This is a genomic window from Mesorhizobium sp. M0028 (assembly GCF_040323855.1).
Taxonomy (GTDB): domain Bacteria; phylum Pseudomonadota; class Alphaproteobacteria; order Rhizobiales; family Rhizobiaceae; genus Mesorhizobium.
Genome location: NZ_JAMYVG010000004.1, coordinates 243998 through 258591 on the forward strand (window position 1 = coordinate 243998; position 14594 = coordinate 258591).

Annotated in this window: 16 protein-coding genes and 1 pseudogene; 11 read left to right on the forward strand and 6 right to left on the reverse strand. The window is 62.3% G+C overall.

What is annotated here, in order from left to right; translation table 11 throughout:
- Window positions 1-55: 55 nt before the first annotated feature.
- Window positions 56-1246, reverse strand: coding sequence for a M24 family metallopeptidase (locus tag NKJ93_RS11600; RefSeq protein WP_352483850.1), 1191 nt, complete (start codon window positions 1244-1246; stop codon window positions 56-58).
- Window positions 1247-1486: 240 nt separating this feature from the next.
- Between NKJ93_RS11600 and ehuB the strand changes: the two genes are divergently transcribed.
- Genes ehuB through NKJ93_RS11625 form a run of 5 tightly spaced genes read left to right on the forward strand, consistent with a single transcriptional unit; the run spans window position 1487 to window position 5310 of the window.
- Window positions 1487-2356, forward strand: a complete 870-nt coding sequence (ehuB, locus tag NKJ93_RS11605; RefSeq protein ID WP_023717021.1) for an ectoine/hydroxyectoine ABC transporter substrate-binding protein EhuB — start codon at window positions 1487-1489, stop codon at window positions 2354-2356.
- A gap of 53 nt (window positions 2357-2409) precedes the next feature.
- Window positions 2410-3138 carry an ectoine/hydroxyectoine ABC transporter permease subunit EhuC gene (gene ehuC, locus NKJ93_RS11610; protein WP_352483851.1) on the forward strand — a complete coding sequence of 243 codons (729 nt, stop codon included), beginning with the start codon at window positions 2410-2412 and terminating at the stop codon, window positions 3136-3138.
- Window positions 3135-3794, forward strand: a complete 660-nt coding sequence (gene ehuD, locus NKJ93_RS11615; protein ID WP_352547624.1) for an ectoine/hydroxyectoine ABC transporter permease subunit EhuD — start codon at window positions 3135-3137, stop codon at window positions 3792-3794. The genes ehuC and ehuD overlap by 4 nt, the downstream gene beginning before the upstream one ends.
- Window positions 3791-4570, forward strand: coding sequence for an ectoine/hydroxyectoine ABC transporter ATP-binding protein EhuA (gene ehuA, locus NKJ93_RS11620; RefSeq protein ID WP_023717024.1), 780 nt, complete (start codon window positions 3791-3793; stop codon window positions 4568-4570). The genes ehuD and ehuA overlap by 4 nt, the downstream gene beginning before the upstream one ends.
- A complete protein-coding gene (locus tag NKJ93_RS11625; RefSeq protein ID WP_023717025.1) occupies window positions 4567-5310 on the forward strand; it encodes a GntR family transcriptional regulator in 744 nt (247 codons plus the stop codon). Before ehuA ends, NKJ93_RS11625 begins: the two co-directional genes overlap by 4 nt.
- Window positions 5311-5437: 127 nt before the next feature.
- Here NKJ93_RS11625 and NKJ93_RS11630 read toward each other — a convergent pair.
- A pseudogene (locus NKJ93_RS11630) lies at window positions 5438-5868 on the reverse strand (VOC family protein).
- A 108-nt stretch (window positions 5869-5976) separates the two neighbouring features.
- Complete coding sequence (locus NKJ93_RS11635; RefSeq protein ID WP_352589077.1) at window positions 5977-6747, reverse strand: AraC family transcriptional regulator; 771 nt, start codon at window positions 6745-6747, stop codon at window positions 5977-5979.
- Window positions 6748-7038: 291 nt separating this feature from the next.
- Here NKJ93_RS11635 and NKJ93_RS11640 point away from each other — a divergent pair, with 291 nt between their 5' ends.
- Together NKJ93_RS11640 and NKJ93_RS11645 are read left to right on the forward strand one after the other, a co-directional pair.
- Window positions 7039-7401 (forward strand): VOC family protein, encoded by a 363-nt coding sequence (locus NKJ93_RS11640; protein WP_352547628.1) that lies wholly within the window; start codon window positions 7039-7041, stop codon window positions 7399-7401.
- Entirely contained in the window at window positions 7398-7763 is a 366-nt protein-coding gene (locus NKJ93_RS11645) for a DoxX family protein (protein WP_352589080.1), read from the forward strand. Before NKJ93_RS11640 ends, NKJ93_RS11645 begins: the two co-directional genes overlap by 4 nt.
- Window positions 7764-7837: 74 nt before the next feature.
- Here the strand turns inward: NKJ93_RS11645 and NKJ93_RS11650 are convergent, their stop codons facing one another.
- On the reverse strand, window positions 7838-8080 hold the full coding sequence (locus tag NKJ93_RS11650; protein ID WP_352589083.1) for a DUF1127 domain-containing protein: 243 nt from the start codon (window positions 8078-8080) through the stop codon (window positions 7838-7840).
- Between the two features lie 148 nt (window positions 8081-8228).
- Between NKJ93_RS11650 and NKJ93_RS11655 the strand changes: the two genes are divergently transcribed.
- Complete coding sequence (locus NKJ93_RS11655; protein ID WP_352589257.1) at window positions 8229-9737, forward strand: winged helix-turn-helix domain-containing tetratricopeptide repeat protein; 1509 nt, start codon at window positions 8229-8231, stop codon at window positions 9735-9737.
- Between the two features lie 31 nt (window positions 9738-9768).
- Here the strand turns inward: NKJ93_RS11655 and NKJ93_RS11660 are convergent, their stop codons facing one another.
- Both NKJ93_RS11660 and NKJ93_RS11665 read right to left on the reverse strand, forming a co-directional pair.
- Window positions 9769-10161 (reverse strand): GFA family protein, encoded by a 393-nt coding sequence (locus tag NKJ93_RS11660; RefSeq protein ID WP_352589085.1) that lies wholly within the window; start codon window positions 10159-10161, stop codon window positions 9769-9771.
- 167 nt (window positions 10162-10328) lie between these two features.
- Window positions 10329-11177 carry a beta-keto acid cleavage family enzyme gene (locus tag NKJ93_RS11665; RefSeq protein ID WP_352589088.1) on the reverse strand — a complete coding sequence of 283 codons (849 nt, stop codon included), beginning with the start codon at window positions 11175-11177 and terminating at the stop codon, window positions 10329-10331.
- 96 nt (window positions 11178-11273) lie between these two features.
- Here NKJ93_RS11665 and NKJ93_RS11670 point away from each other — a divergent pair, with 96 nt between their 5' ends.
- From NKJ93_RS11670 to NKJ93_RS11680, 3 genes are all read left to right on the forward strand, one after another.
- On the forward strand, window positions 11274-12179 hold the full coding sequence (locus NKJ93_RS11670) for a MurR/RpiR family transcriptional regulator (protein WP_352589091.1): 906 nt from the start codon (window positions 11274-11276) through the stop codon (window positions 12177-12179).
- Window positions 12176-13507: an aspartate aminotransferase family protein gene (locus NKJ93_RS11675; protein WP_352589094.1), complete on the forward strand. Its 1332-nt coding sequence runs from the start codon at window positions 12176-12178 to the stop codon at window positions 13505-13507. The genes NKJ93_RS11670 and NKJ93_RS11675 overlap by 4 nt, the downstream gene beginning before the upstream one ends.
- Before the next feature lie 94 nt (window positions 13508-13601).
- Window positions 13602-14555 carry a TAXI family TRAP transporter solute-binding subunit gene (locus tag NKJ93_RS11680; RefSeq protein WP_051409598.1) on the forward strand — a complete coding sequence of 318 codons (954 nt, stop codon included), beginning with the start codon at window positions 13602-13604 and terminating at the stop codon, window positions 14553-14555.
- The last annotated feature ends 39 nt before the right edge of the window (window positions 14556-14594 follow it).

The window sequence follows — 14594 nt, forward strand, 5'->3', positions numbered from 1 at the left end:
TGCCGGCTTGGTGGCAGGCATGGTCTTTTCGGCAGCCGGCTTCCCGGCCGCCATGTCAATCGATAACGATGAGTTCGCGCGCCACATCGCAGAGGCGTTCGCCGCCGCGTTCCGTGACGACGAACGATTCCGAGATGGCGATGCCGAAATCGTCGAGCCAAACGCCGGCCATGAAATGGAAGCACATCCCAGGCTGCATCTCGGTGGTGTCGCCGGGACGAAGGCTTGCGGTGCGTTCACCCCAATCGGGCGGGTATGCGAGCCCGACCGGATAGCCGACGCGGCTTTCCTTCTTCAGTCCGTTCCTCCGCAGGACTGCCTGCCAGACGGCTTCCACCTCTTCGGCGGTGTTGCCGGGGCGCGCCTTCTCGAGGCCAGCGTCGACGCCCTCGACGATCGCCTTGGCCATGTCGAGGATGGCTTGCCGCGGCTTGCCGAAATGTACCGTCCGGGTCAGGGCTGCATGATAGCGGCGGCGCACGCCGGCGATCTCCAGAATGGCGAGGCCGCTGTCCGGCAGCGGCGCGTCGGACCACGTCAGATGCGGCGTGCTGGTGCCTTCGCCAACGGGCATCAGCGGACAGATCGCGGCATAGTCGCCGCCAGCTCCGGGCACGCCCATGATCTGTGCGTGATAGATTTCCGCAATGACATGGTTCTGAGGCACACCGGGTCGCATTTTCTCGATGGCGCGGTTCATTGCATGCGTGCAGATCGCACCCGCCTCGCGGATCAGCACCAGCTCGGCTTCGGATTTCACCAGCCGCGCCCAATTGACGAGATCGTGGTTGTTGGCGAAGTGCGCGTCGGGCAGCCCCTCGACAAGGTGGGCGTGGCAGCGCGCAGTGTAATAATGCGCGTCCATCTCGACGCCGATGCGGGCCTTTCCCCAGCCGCGCGACCGGATCAGTTGCGCGAGTTCGTCATAAGGGTGTTCGACCGGCTGCTGCACCAGCCGTTCCGAGAACGGCACGATGTTTGTCTCGGGCAGGCCGGTGGTTAGGCGTGCGCTCTTGGCATCCTGCGCCCTGCCGAACCAGATCGGCCGGTCCTCCTCCAGATGGACGAGCACGCACTGCGGAACGTAGAACGACCATCCGTCATAGCCGGTCAGCCAGCACATGTTGGCTGGATCCTGACAGACGACGAGATCGAAGCCGGCTTTTTGCATGCGTGTCTTCACGTCGGCCAGGCGCTGCCCATACTCCGCTTGCGTGAATGTCCCGAACTCGTTCGCGGTCGCCACCGAAGTCCTGCCTTCTGGGTACGCTGTTGCCCTCGTGTAAATGGGCAAACCAGGCGAAATTGTGCACAACTCGACGTCAAGTTTGTTGGATAACTACGAATTAGCGCCGAATTTACATGGTTTCTATATCTCTGCTTGCGAAATGTCTAGTGCAGTTGTATACGTCTGATCAAGCAGGCGTCGACCTCGAAGAAGGCCGCGCCCTGGGAACCATCCACAGTTGTTCAATGGGAGAAAAGCATGCTCAAATCATCGATATCGCGCCGCATGGTCGTGAAAGCGGCTGCCTGCATCGCGCTCGCCGCGACGTCATTGACGTCGCTGTCCGCTCACGCGGAAACCACCCTCGAACGGGCCAAGAAGGACGGCTACATCCGCGTCGGTTTCGCCAACGAGGCGCCGTTCGGTTACGCCACGCCAGACGGCAAGCTGACCGGCGAAGCGCCGGAAGTCGCCAAGGCGGTGCTCGCCAAGATGGGCATACCGCAGGTCGACGGTGTTTTGACCGAATTCGGCTCGCTCATTCCGGGTCTCAAGGCCGGCCGCTTCGACATCATCGCCGCCGGCATGTTCATCACTCCGAAGCGCTGCGCTGAGATCAACTACTCCGAGCCGTCCTACGGCATCGGCGAGGCTATGCTGGTGGCAAAAGGCAATCCGAAAGGCATCAAGGATTTTTCCAGCATCAAGGACAATCCGGATCTCAAGCTTGCCGTGATGGCCGGCGCCGTCGAAGGCGGCTTCGCCAAGGAAGCGGGCGTTGCCGGTGGGCAGATCGTCTCCTTGCCCGACCAGTCCAGCCTGGTCGCCGCCGTCCAGTCGGGCCGCGCCGACGCTGCCGCACTGACCGCTCTTTCGATCGCGGACATGGCCAAGAAAGCCGACGGCGTCGAATCGACCAAGCCCTTCGGCGAGGTCGCCGGCAAGTCGGTGAAAGGTCATGGCGGCTTCGGCTTCCGCAAGGAAGACACCGACCTGCAGGAGGCGTTCAACGCCGAGCTGAAGAAGTTCCTCGGTTCGCCGGAGCATATCGCGCTGGTCGAGCCACTCGGCTTCGGCAAGGACTATCTCCCCAACAAGACGACCGCAGAGCTCTGTGCTGGCAAATAGGTTCCCAACTGCTGGCGGCGCGAAAGCGCCGCCCTTTTTCCCCGGGGAATCGCATGGGTATCCGTACGCTCGTTGCCATGCTGGTCATCGCGCTCGTCGTGATCGGCGCCTTGGCAACACAGGAAAGCTACCGAGTGTTCATGCCGGGGCTGCTGCAAGGCGCGGTCCTGACAGTCGAGATCGCCGTCCTCGGCAGCCTGCTCGCAATTATCATGGGCGTGCTTGCAGCACTTGCAAGGATGTACGGTCCAACGCCGCTCAGATGGCTGGCCACGGTTTATGTCGAGATCTTTCGCGGAACGTCGGCGCTGGTGCAATTGTTCTGGCTGTTTTTCGTCCTCCCGCAATTCGGCGTCACGATCAACGCGTTCGTGGTGGCAGTGCTCGCACTCGGCCTGAATGTCGGCGCCTACGGATCGGAGTGCGTGCGCGGCGCGATCCAGTCCGTCGCCCGCGGGCAGTGGGAAGCGTGTACGGCATTGAACATGAGCCGCCCACAGATGTTGCGCCGGATCATCCTGCCGCAGGCCTTTGTCGCGATGATCCCGCCCTGGGGCAATCTGTTCATCGAGCTTCTGAAATCGACAGCGCTGGTTTCGCTGATCACGCTTTCGGACCTCGCCTTCAAGGCGCAGCAAATGAACCAGAACACGTTCAAGACTATTCCGATCTTCACCCTCGTCCTTTTGATGTACCTGGCAATGTCGCTGGTTGTGACCATCGGCATGCGGCTTCTCGAAAGGCGGGCGTCGCTCGGACTGGCGCGGGGGAAGGCGGCATGATCTGGGATTGGGGATTTGCCCTGGAAATCCTGCCGGTGCTCGCCCGCGCCGCCATCATTTCCATCGAGGCGACGCTGATCGGTTTTGCGCTTGCGGCCTCGCTCGGCCTGGTGCTGGCGGTCGTCCGCATCGCCGTGCCATGGACCAGCTGGACGATTTCGGTGCTGGTCGAGCTGATCCGCTCGACCCCGCTGCTCATCCAGATATTCTTTCTCTATTTCGTCTTTCCGAAATTCGGTGTCGTGCTCGACGCCTTCACCGCCGGGGTGCTGGCCATCGGTATCCACTACGCCGCCTATTGCTCCGAGGTTTATCGCGCCGGTTTCGACAACATCCATCGCGGCCAGTGGGAAGCCTCGATCGCGCTCAATCTCTCGTCCTGGACGACGTTTCGCGACATCATCATCCCGCAGGCGATCCCGCCGATCGTTCCGGCGCTCGGCAATTATCTGGTGGCCTTGTTCAAGGAGACGCCGTTGCTTTCCGCAATCGCCGTGATGGAACTGATGCAGACTGCCAAGATCATCGGCTCCGAAACGTTCCGCTACACCGAGCCGATCACGCTGGTCGGCCTGTTTTTCCTTGCCATGAGCCTGGTTTCGGCGGCGCTCATCCGCTCCCTCGAAGGGCTGCTCAACCGGAGGACCACGCGATGACGGAACAACCGATGGTCCGCTTCGACAATGTATCGAAACGCTACGGCACGTTAACCGTTCTCGACGGGCTCAATCTCGAAATAGCGCGCGGCGAAAAAGTCTCCGTCATCGGTCCGTCGGGTTCGGGCAAGACGACGGTGTTGCGCATGCTGATGACGCTGGAAACGATCAATGACGGTGTCATCTGGGTCGAAGGCGAGCCGCTGACCCATATGGAGAGGAACGGCAAGCTTGTTCCCGCCGATCTCGCCCATATCCGTAAGATCCGCGCCAAGATCGGCATGGTGTTCCAGTCGTTCAACCTGTTTCCGCATATGACGGCGATGCAGAACTGCATCGAGGCGCCGATAACGGTGCTCGGCATGAAGCGGGCGGACGCCGAGGCAAGAGCGGCGGAGCTGCTGGAGCTGGTCGGTCTGGCCCAGAAGAAGGACCACTATCCGTCACAGCTTTCCGGCGGCCAGCAGCAGCGTGTCGCCATCGCCAGGGCGCTTGCCATGCGGCCCAAGATCATGCTGTTCGACGAGGTGACGTCTGCGCTCGACCCGGAGCTTGTCGGCGAAGTGCTGCAGGTGATAAGGCAGATCGGCCGCGAGCATGATCTAACCATGCTGATGGTCACCCACCAGATGGGCTTCGCCAAGGAGTTTTCCGACCGCGTTTGCTTCTTCTATCAAGGCAAGATCTGCGAGCAGGGGCCGCCAAGCGAACTGTTTGGTGCTCCCAAGAACGAGCGGACACGGCAATTCCTGCACGCTGTCCTGGAGGCTGGGTGACGATCGAGACAAAGGCCAAGCCGCCCACGACGGTGACCGCCGCGCCGCCGCGCCCGCTCTCCGCGCGAGAGCGGTTCGAGCGCATCTACCGGATATTGCGCGACCGCATCTGTCTGCTCGTCTATGCGCCGGGAAGCCGTCTGTCCGAGGAAGAACTTGCCCAGGAATTCGAGATCAGCCGCACGCCGGTCCGGCGTGTCCTGGCGCGCCTTGAATCCGAGGGTCTGGTTCAATCCGTCCACGGCGTCGGCACGATCGTCACCGACGTCGATATCGAGGAATTGCAGCAGGTCTATCATTTGCGCCTGGAGCTGGCGCTCCTCGTCGGCAAGCTTTCACCGATCCCGCGCACGGCGGACGACCTCGACCGGATACGGGCGCTCATCGCGCGCTGCGATGCCGATATACTCAATCCCGACCAGCGCGCTTTCCTGCGCCTCAACATGGACTTCTTTTACGAGCTCACGGCGATGACCGGCAACCAGCCACTGCGCGAGATCAGCGAGCGCCTGTATTTTCAGGTTGCGCGCGTCGTCCTGAAGCTGATGCCGCAATTGGGCCTTGTCGAGGAATTCACCGCGTTCCGCCGCGAAATGGAAGAGGTCCTTGCCGCCGCCGAGATCGGCGACTGGGAGTCCATAGGGCACATAAGGCGGGCGCATATCTCAATGAGCTTCCGCCGCATGATGCGCCATGCAGGCGAGGCGAATCTGGATAAAGCTACACAATCAGCCCCTTAAGACTGGTGGACTGCCGTCGAGCTGGCTTCGTTTGCCAGGGAAAGCATGGCCGCCCGCCCCGATGCCGACAGAATTTGCCAGCACTGGGGATGACTAACGCCGTTCGATACTGCAGGTCCGCGCCGCCCTAAAGAGAATCCTCACTCGGTATGTTGGCGGGGTTCCAGACGACCTCCCACAGGTGTCCGTTCGGGTCGCGGAAGTATCCGGCATACCCGCCAAAGAACGTGTCCCGGGCAGGCCTGATGATCTCGGCTCCGGCACGGGCGGCCTCATCCATCACTTGATCGACTTCCTCGCGGCGCACAACGTGTGGCCGATTGTGAACGAGGTCGAACTGATCGGCGCTTTGGGCAGGCCGGTGTCGTAGGCGAGGTCGTCCTGAGCCCAGATCGCGAGCTTCAACCCGCCGGACAGCGTGAAGAACGCGACGGCGCCATGCTCGAATTCGCGGCCGATGATCCCTTCCGTCGGCAAGCCGAGGCCGTCGCGGTAGAACACGAGGCAACTCTCGAGGTTGGCGACAGCGATCGTCAAAACCGAAATGCGCGGTTTCATGGCAGTCTCCTCTGGTTGTCGGAGACACCAGGATAAAGTCGGGCGACAGTGAAGACTTGAACAAAACGGCCAAAAGCGTGCCGCCAAGTCGAAGAACGCGCCGAGGTTTCACTCGCCGTGCAGCAGGTGATGAATCTGTCGCGGGGTGCTTCCTGTCAGGCGTCGGCTCTCGCGAACAAGATGCGCCTGGTCGGAATAGCCCGCCTCGGCTGCCAGGATGGCCGTAGCGCTGTTCGATTGGTTCGAAAGCCGCAGAAAGCGCTGGTAGCGGAGGATACGTTCAAGCGTCTTGGGGCCATAGCCGAAGCTCTCGTTGAAGCGCCGGCGCAACGTCCTTTCGCTCATTTCGAGGGCGCGCATCAACCAAGGGACGAGAGGCGCGTCGGGTGGCGGACCGCGCTCGATCAAGCGATATGCCGCCTGCATGGGAACGTCTGGGGCGTCGGGGGCCATCTCCTCGGCGACGACCTGTTGGAGCGAGCAGGCCAGATCTTCGAGATTGTCGCTGGCGCGCACGCGGCTGGCGAGGCGCCGGGCTCGCGCTCCCCACAAAACGTCGAGCGACAGCCGCTGACCGACCAGCTCGATTTGCGGCACGCCGAGCCATGCCGCCGCCGTGGCAGGATGGAAGCGCAAGCCGATCACGACCTCGTCCGCCGCTAGAACCTCGGTCTGCGGCTCCTTGTCAGGTCCGGCAATTCGGAAGCTGCCTCCGATCCATTGCAGATCGATCGTTGCGTCGGGCATGACGGCGATTGGCGGTGAGCCCGCCGGGTCCATTCGATGCACCCACACCGAAGCGAAGGTCGCGCGAAGCCGCGCCGACACTGGACGTTGCTGAAATGTACCCGTTGCCTGCGCTGGGACGGGATCGCTCATCTCGCTCCCCTTCGGATTAGCGGCGGTGAACCTACGGCGCAGCGGCTGCGCCCGGCCGTCGCTCGAGACAACAATCTGCACGACCGACAACGTCTGCCAATCGAGAACGGTTGCAAGAATCGGTTGTTTTCTTCCGGCCGGAACGAAGAGGGCAGATGAGGGGTGATGTCACGTGCATCGCCATCGGCGGCGCCGTTTGCGGCTCATACGTCGATGGCCGTTTTGTTCAATCCGGCAAGCGAGATGCGTGCTTATCTTTCGGCGTCGTACATCACACGAGAGGTATGCGTCATGAGCAACAACAACGACCAACGGATCGACTACGTCGAATTCAACGTGAAAGACATTCAGCGGTCACGCGACTTCTACGGAAAGGCATTCGGCTGGACCTTCACCGACTACGGCCCGCAATATTGCGAGTTCAACGACGGGCGCTTGTCAGGTGGCTTCGCCGCTGGCCCAGCGAGATCGGGAGGAGGCCCGCTCGTCATTCTCTATGCCGATGATCTGCCGGCAACGGTCAAGCGTGTCGAGCAAGCGGGAGGCAAGATCGTCAGGCCGATCTATGGCTTCCCCGGCGGCCGGCGCTTCCATTTCGCTGACCCGGATGGTTACGAGCTTGCGGTTTACACCGAAGACGGCAGCAAGGAATGATCGCGGTCCTCCACCACCTCGGACTGGTTTTGCTCGGCGGCGTCTTTATCTGGGCAGGCGCCGAGCATTTCCTCAGATTCCGGGCGATTGCAGCGTCCCTGGCCGAACGGGGCTTTCCTGCTCCCAAGCCTCTTCTCGCGGCCGGATCGGTGCTTGAGATCGGCGGCGGCTTTTGCCTCGCAACGGGCCTTGGTGGACCCTTTCCCGCCGCGGCCTTGGCCGTGTTCACCATTGCGGCGTCTTTCATGGCGCTCAACTTCTGGCGCTACAGCGGCGATGAACGCGAAGTGCTTCGTACCGGCTTCACCATCAATGTTGCCGTCTTGGGCGGGTTGATTGTCGCCGCGACCACTAGCCTGTGATCATCGTTTCGAGGCGGCGGCTTCGTCTTCACCTGCCACTGCTCGTTGGTGATCCGGTGTCTTTGCAACTCGCCTTATCGTTGCCAGAAGGGCAGCTTGGCGATCTCTTCCTCGGCCTGCCTTTTCGTCAGGCCGATATCGTCGATCAGATGGGGATTGGTCTCCGCCAATCGCTTGAGGTCCCAGCGAAAGCGTGTCTGCTCGCGCCAGGTCGCGACAATGCTTTGCAGCGTCGCCAGGCTGTAGTGCCGACGCGACACTTCCGCCAGCCGAGCTGCCTTATGCTGGCCCGAGGCAAAGGTGGGAATATCGTTCATGGCAAACCTCCATATGGTTTGAGGTCCAATACGATTTGGGAGGACCCTCGACCTGAAAGAGGAGGAATTCTGCAGGATACGAACAGCGCCGTAATTAAGCTCTCCCAAATAGTTCTCAAAACTTCCAAACGGGCTATAGATGCGCCGTATGCAGGGATCGCGCTTTGCCTTTGGACCGTTCGCGCTTGATCCGGGCGCGGGAACGCTCCTCCGGAACGGTGTCCCCGTTGCCGTTGGCTACCGCGGGCTAAAGCTGCTTGCGGCGCTCGTCGGACGGTCCGGCGAAATCCTGAGCAAGGCTGAGTTGATGGACGCGGCGTGGCCGGGCACCGCCGTCGAGGAGGGCAACCTTACCGTCCAGATAGCGCTGCTGCGGAAGCTGCTTGGTCCGGCCGCCGACGGCGGTGAATGGATCGTCACGGTTCCGCGCATCGGCTACCGCTTCACGGGCGCCGTCGAACAGCTCGGCGGCGCCAAGCGAAGACCTTTGCCGCTACCCGGCAAACCATCGATAGCCGTTCTGCCTTTCGTTAATGTCAGCAGCGATCCCGAGCAGGAATCCTTCGCCGATGGGCTGACCGAAGACCTGATCACGGATCTGTCGAGGATCTCCGGCCTGTTCGTTATCGCACGCAACTCGGCCTTCGCCTACAAAGGAAAGGCGATGGACGTGCGCGGGATCGCTGGGGAGCTTGGCGTGCGCTACCTGCTGGAGGGAAGCGCAAGACGCGCCGCCGGGCAGGTGCGCATCAATGCACAACTGGTCGACGCGACGAGCGGCGATCATCTATGGGCGGAACGCTTCGATCGCAGCCTGGAAGATATTTTTGCCGTTCAGGACGAGGTCACCGGCAAGATCGTCGAGGCGCTGCTCGGCCGGCTACGCGCACCAGCGCCGCGCAATCGGCCCAAAAATCTCGAGGCCTACGATCTCTGCGTGCGGGCGCGCAAGCTGATGGATGATTCGCCGCAGACGGCGCGGGAAGCGCATCTGATGCTCACCCGCGCGGTTTCGCTCGATCCGGAATACGCCGAGGCCTATCGCTGGCTTGCCATGAACCACTGGATGGGATGGGTGCATTCCGGCGGACCAACCGAAACGTCCCGTAGCGTTGCTTTGGAGCTGGCGCGCAAAGCCGTGGCGATCGATCCCAACGATGCCGGCTGCCGCTGGGTCTTGGCTTACCTGCTTGCCTATGAGCGCAGCTTCGCCGAGGCGGATGCGGAATTCGCCAAGGCCATCGAGCTCGACCCGAACGAGGCCGATGCCTGGGCGGCACTGTCCGACATCGCGATCTTGGCGGGGCAGGTCGAGGAGGGCCTTGAGCACATCCGCAAGGCCTTCCGGCTGAACCCGTTTCCGGCAAGTTGGTATTATCTGACGCTCGGGCAGGCGCAATACGCGGCCCGCGAATACGAGGCTGCTGTCGAGACACTGCGCAGGGACGAGACTTATCGTACAAGCTCACGCCGTTTCCTGGCGGCAAGCCTTGCCCAACTCGGCCGGCTCGACGAGGCGCGTGCAGAGGTCGAACTGTTCCTCGTCGGCAACCCGCATTTCACAACCCGGCACTGGGCGACGACGGAGCCATTCCGCGACGCTGCGACGCTTGAGCATTTCGTTGACGGCTTCCGCAAGGCCGGCCTTCCGGAGTGACGCGCCGGCGCCGTCGCACCGTTCGTGCGACCTATTCCTCAAAGCGACCCGTGGCGTCACGATCGCGCTCGTATCGTCTGGTGAGCGGAAACGGCGGCAACCAGGACTCGCGACGGACGATCCAGCTTTCGTAGGTCGGCATCAGTTGGTCAGGCGCATCCAGGGATCCCAGGTTCACTTCGATTTCGTCGGCGGTGCGTCCGAAAATCGACGAGCCGCAGCGCGGACAGAAAAACCGCCCGGCATAGTCGCGTGTTTCGCCGTCGATCGTCACCGCATCCTCAGGAAATATCGCGGAAGCGTGAAAAAGGGCGCCATGATGCTTGCGGCAGTCGAGACAGTGGCAAAGGCCGACCCGGTATGGGCGCCCCGACGCGACAATTCGGACGTTGCCACACAGGCACCCGCCGGTGAATCGGTCCATGCTGCGTCTCCTCCAAAATCAAGCGGCCGGAATGGTTACAACGACCGGCACTGTTGTTGCAATCGCCGCGCCGTAGGCGGGGACACGTCGTTCTTCCGTGGCGATGACATTGCAGCCGCCTCTCTATGCCTTACGCGAGCTTGCCGCCGAAAATAGGCTTTGGTTTGTCATATGGAACGAAACGGCGCGTTCCATTGAGCCGCCAACTCGGCGGCCGAGGCGATCTTGACGCCGCAGTCGGCGAGTATGCGTGCGACCGTCGCTACCGGTTCGGCGTTGGACGAAGCTATTCTGCCGTCCGGAAGGAAGAGATTGTTTTCGAAGCCGACCCGGATATGGCCGCCAAGCAACGCGGCGGCGATCACGCACGCCGCTTCGTTGCGGCCGAAGGCGCAGACGCTCCAATGGTCGAAGCGCGGCGTGTTCGCCGCGAGGAATGGCAGGAGATCGGCAGGAACGGACGTCTGTCCCGGCGTGTAGCGGCCCAGCACGTAGAGAACCGGTATGCTTGCCCAGGGGATCAGTCCGCGCTGCTGCATGTCCGAAAGCCTGACGGCCTCCTCGGGCGAATAGAGGATGATCTGCGGCGCTACTCCCTCGGTGCGCAGCCAGGCCATGAAGCGCGCGAATGCGAGCTCCGATCCGGCATCAGGAACGATTTCGCGAAGCGCCAGGGAGACAGCTTGCGGCTTCACATCTTGTACGACGGCCATCTGCTGGGCCGGCGAATAGATACTGAGTGCTTCGGAAGTGATCTGAACTACCAAGCGGTCGCCGGCGGCACCGCGGATGGCGGCGATCGCCTGGCGGTAGGCGTCGGCGTCGAGCAGATGATTGCCGCTTCTGTCGCGGACATGGACGTGGATCATAGCCGCACCGGCATCGGCGCATTCCGCGGCCGTCCGCGCAAGTTCGGCTGGTGTCAGCGGAATCGCCGGATGGTCGGCCTTGCTGCGACGTCCCCCGTTCGGCGCGACAGCTATGGCGACGCGATCGAGACCATGGGCCGGCTTCATGGAGACGCTCTGTGAGTGACAAGATTCATATGAATCAATCTTTGACCACACTGAAACAGACGTTGCAATCGCTGGTCTGGCGAGCTAGCAATATCCATGGATCAGGGAGAGCTTGCTGGACAGATCGTCAGTGCCTTCGACGGCATGTCGGCGCAGCTTCGGTCCGCCGCGCGCTATGTCCTTGATAAGCCGTATGATGTCGCGTTGTTGTCCATGCGGGAGCAGGCCCGGCACGCGGGAGTGCAGCCGGCCACGATGACGCGGCTGGCCCAGCATCTCGGCCTTGATGGCTACGAGACCGTACGCGATATCTACGCCGCCGCGATCCGGGACGGCGAAATCGGTTTTGCCGGCAAGGCGGGCCTCCAGGTGGCCAGCCAAAAGCTCAAGGGCGACCACGCGCTGGCGGCCGATATTCTGGATTCAATTTCCAGCCAGCTTGCCCATCTCGCCGAAAGCAGGTCGATCGACCGTCTGGTCGGCACGGCCAGGGCGCTGAGTGCGGCAAGGCGCGTCTATTGCCTCGGCCTGCGCTCGAGCCACGCAGTGGCCTGGCATCTGCATTACATCCTGTCGCTGATCGGCGAGAAGTCGGTGCTGCTGCACGGCATCGGCGGAACCGACGGCGACGCTCTGGCCCACGCGACCAAGGACGACGTGCTTGTCGCCGCCAGCGTCCTGCCCTACACGCGCTTCACCATCGAGCTTGTCGAGTATGCTGCCGGCCGCGGCGTACCGGTCATTGCGATCACCGACAGCGGGGTAGCGCCCTTGGCGCTGCTTGCCGATCACCTGGTCATCGTGCCGACGGGCAGCCCGTCCTTTTTCCACACCATGACGCCAGCTTTCATCGTTGCGGAGGTCCTCGGTGCTCTTGTCGCAGGGCAGGCAGGCGAGGGCGCTGTTGAGTCGCTGCGACGTTTCGATGAGCAGGGCGCCGCCCTCAAGACCCATCTGAACCAACGTCCGCCGAAGAAAATGCCCATGAGGGACCGTCGATGACACACATTCTTCATCGAACCATCCACTCGACGCTGCCGATCGCCATTCGCGGCCAAGGCATCGAACTGTTCGATGCCGAGGGCAAGTCCTATATCGACGCGTCGGGCGGCGCCGCCGTGTCCTGTCTCGGCCACGGTCATCCCGACGTGATCGCTGCACTGCACACCCAGCTTGACCGCATCGCCTACGCTCACACCAGCTTCTTCACCACCGAGGTGGCGGAGCGCTTGGCAGATCGGCTGGTGGAGGACGCGCCGGAAGGGTTGGACCATGTCTATCTGGTCAGCGGCGGCTCGGAGGCGGTCGAGGCCGCGCTCAAGATGGCCAGGCAATATTTTGTCGAGAAAGGCGAACCGCAACGGCGCCATCTCATCGCACGCCGGCAGAGTTATCACGGCAATACGCTCGGTGCTCTCGCCACCGGCGGCAATGAATGGCGGCGCGCCCAATTCAGGCCGTTGCTGATCGAGACCCATCACATCGACCCCTGTTACGCCTATCGCTATCAAAAGCATGGCGAAAGCGACGAAGCCTATGCGGCGCGCGCCGCCCAGCAGCTCGAAGACAAGATCCTCGAACTCGGCCCGGACGAGGTCATCGCCTTTGTCGCCGAGCCGGTGGTGGGTGCCACACTCGGCGCCGTGCCGCCGGTTGCCAATTATTTCAAGCACATTCGCGCGATCTGCGACCGCTACGGCGTGCTGCTCATCCTCGACGAAGTGATGTGCGGCATGGGCCGTACCGGCACGCTGCATGCGTGCGAACAGGACGGCATCACTCCCGACCTGCTGACCGTCGCCAAGGGGCTCGGCGGCGGCTACCAGCCGATTGGCGCGGTGCTGCTTGGCAGGCATATCTTCGACGCCTTTGCCCAAGGCTCGGGCTTCTTCCAGCATGGGCATACCTATATGGGGCATCCAATGGCGGCCGCGGCCGGCCTTGCCGTGCAGGAGGTCATCCGACGTGACCGTCTGCTCGACAACGTCAGCGCAATGGGCGCGCAGCTGGACGAACGCCTGCACCAACGCTTCGATAACCACCATCACGTCGGCAACATTCGCGGGCGGGGTCTGTTTAGGGGAATCGAGCTGGTGGTTGATCGCGCCACCAAGGAGCCGTTCGACCAGAGGCTTGAACTCAACGCCCGCATCAAGCGCGAAGCAATGGCCCGCGGCCTGATGATTTACCCGATGGCCGGGACGATTGACGGTGTGCGCGGCGTTCATGTGCTTGTGGCGCCGCCTTTCATCATCTCCAAACAGGATATCGATCGGATAGTCGAACGGCTCGGTGAGGCGATCGACGCTGCGATCGCTTCAGCGGCCTGACCCGCACGACGCGGATCGTCTCAACCCAATTCCAACGCGTCATCGGCGACGGGCCGGGACAACCACCAGAGAGGTAGCAACCATGTATAGTTCGATGAAAACCCTGATCGGCGCGGCGGCCTGCATGCTGCTGGCGCTGCCATCCGTCGGAGCCGAGCAGCGCTTCGTCACGGTCGGCACCGGCGGGGTCACCGGCGTCTACTACGCTGTGGGCGGCGCCATTTGCCGACTGATGAACAAGGACCGGCAGAAAACCGGCATCCGATGCTCGACCGAGTCGACCGGCGGTTCCGTCTTCAACGTCAACTCCATCCAGACCGGCGACCTCGATTTCGGCTTGACCCAATCGGACGTCCAGTACCAGGCCTATGAGGGGACTGGAAATTTCGACGGCAAGCCGTTCAAGGATCTGCGGGCCGTGTTCTCCGTCCATCCCGAGCCGTTTACCGTGCTGGCGCGGCCGGACGCCCGCGTCACCAAATTCGAGGACTTCAAAGGCAAACGCTTCAACGTCGGCAATCCCGGATCAGGCACCCGCTCGTCGATGGAGGAATTGCTCAAGCAGATTGGCTGGACGCTCGGCGATTTCTCGCTTGCCGCTGAGCTGAAGGCGGACGAGCAGGGCAGCGCGCTGTGCGACAACAAGATCGATGGTTTCTTCTATGGCGTCGGTCATCCTTCCGCCGCGATCCAGGATCCGACCACGGCCTGTGGCGCCAAACTCATCCCACTGACCGGTCCGGCAGTGGACGCGCTGTTAGCAGCCCATCCCTACTTTTCAGTCGCCACCATCAAGGGCGGCATGTACGCCAACAATCCGGACGACGTGAAGACATTCGGCGTCCGCGCCACTGTCGTGGCGAACGCCAGCACGCCCGATGAGGTGGTCTACGAACTGGTGAAGTCGGTCTTCGAAAATTTCGACGACTTCAAGAAACTGCATCCGGCCTTCGCCAATCTCGATCCCAAGGAGATGATCAAGACCGGTCTGTCGGCGCCGGTACATCCGGGCGCGGAGCGCTACTACAAGGAAAAGGGCTGGCTCTGAGGCCTCCGATGCGAGGCGCAACGGGCACCTCGCATCGCA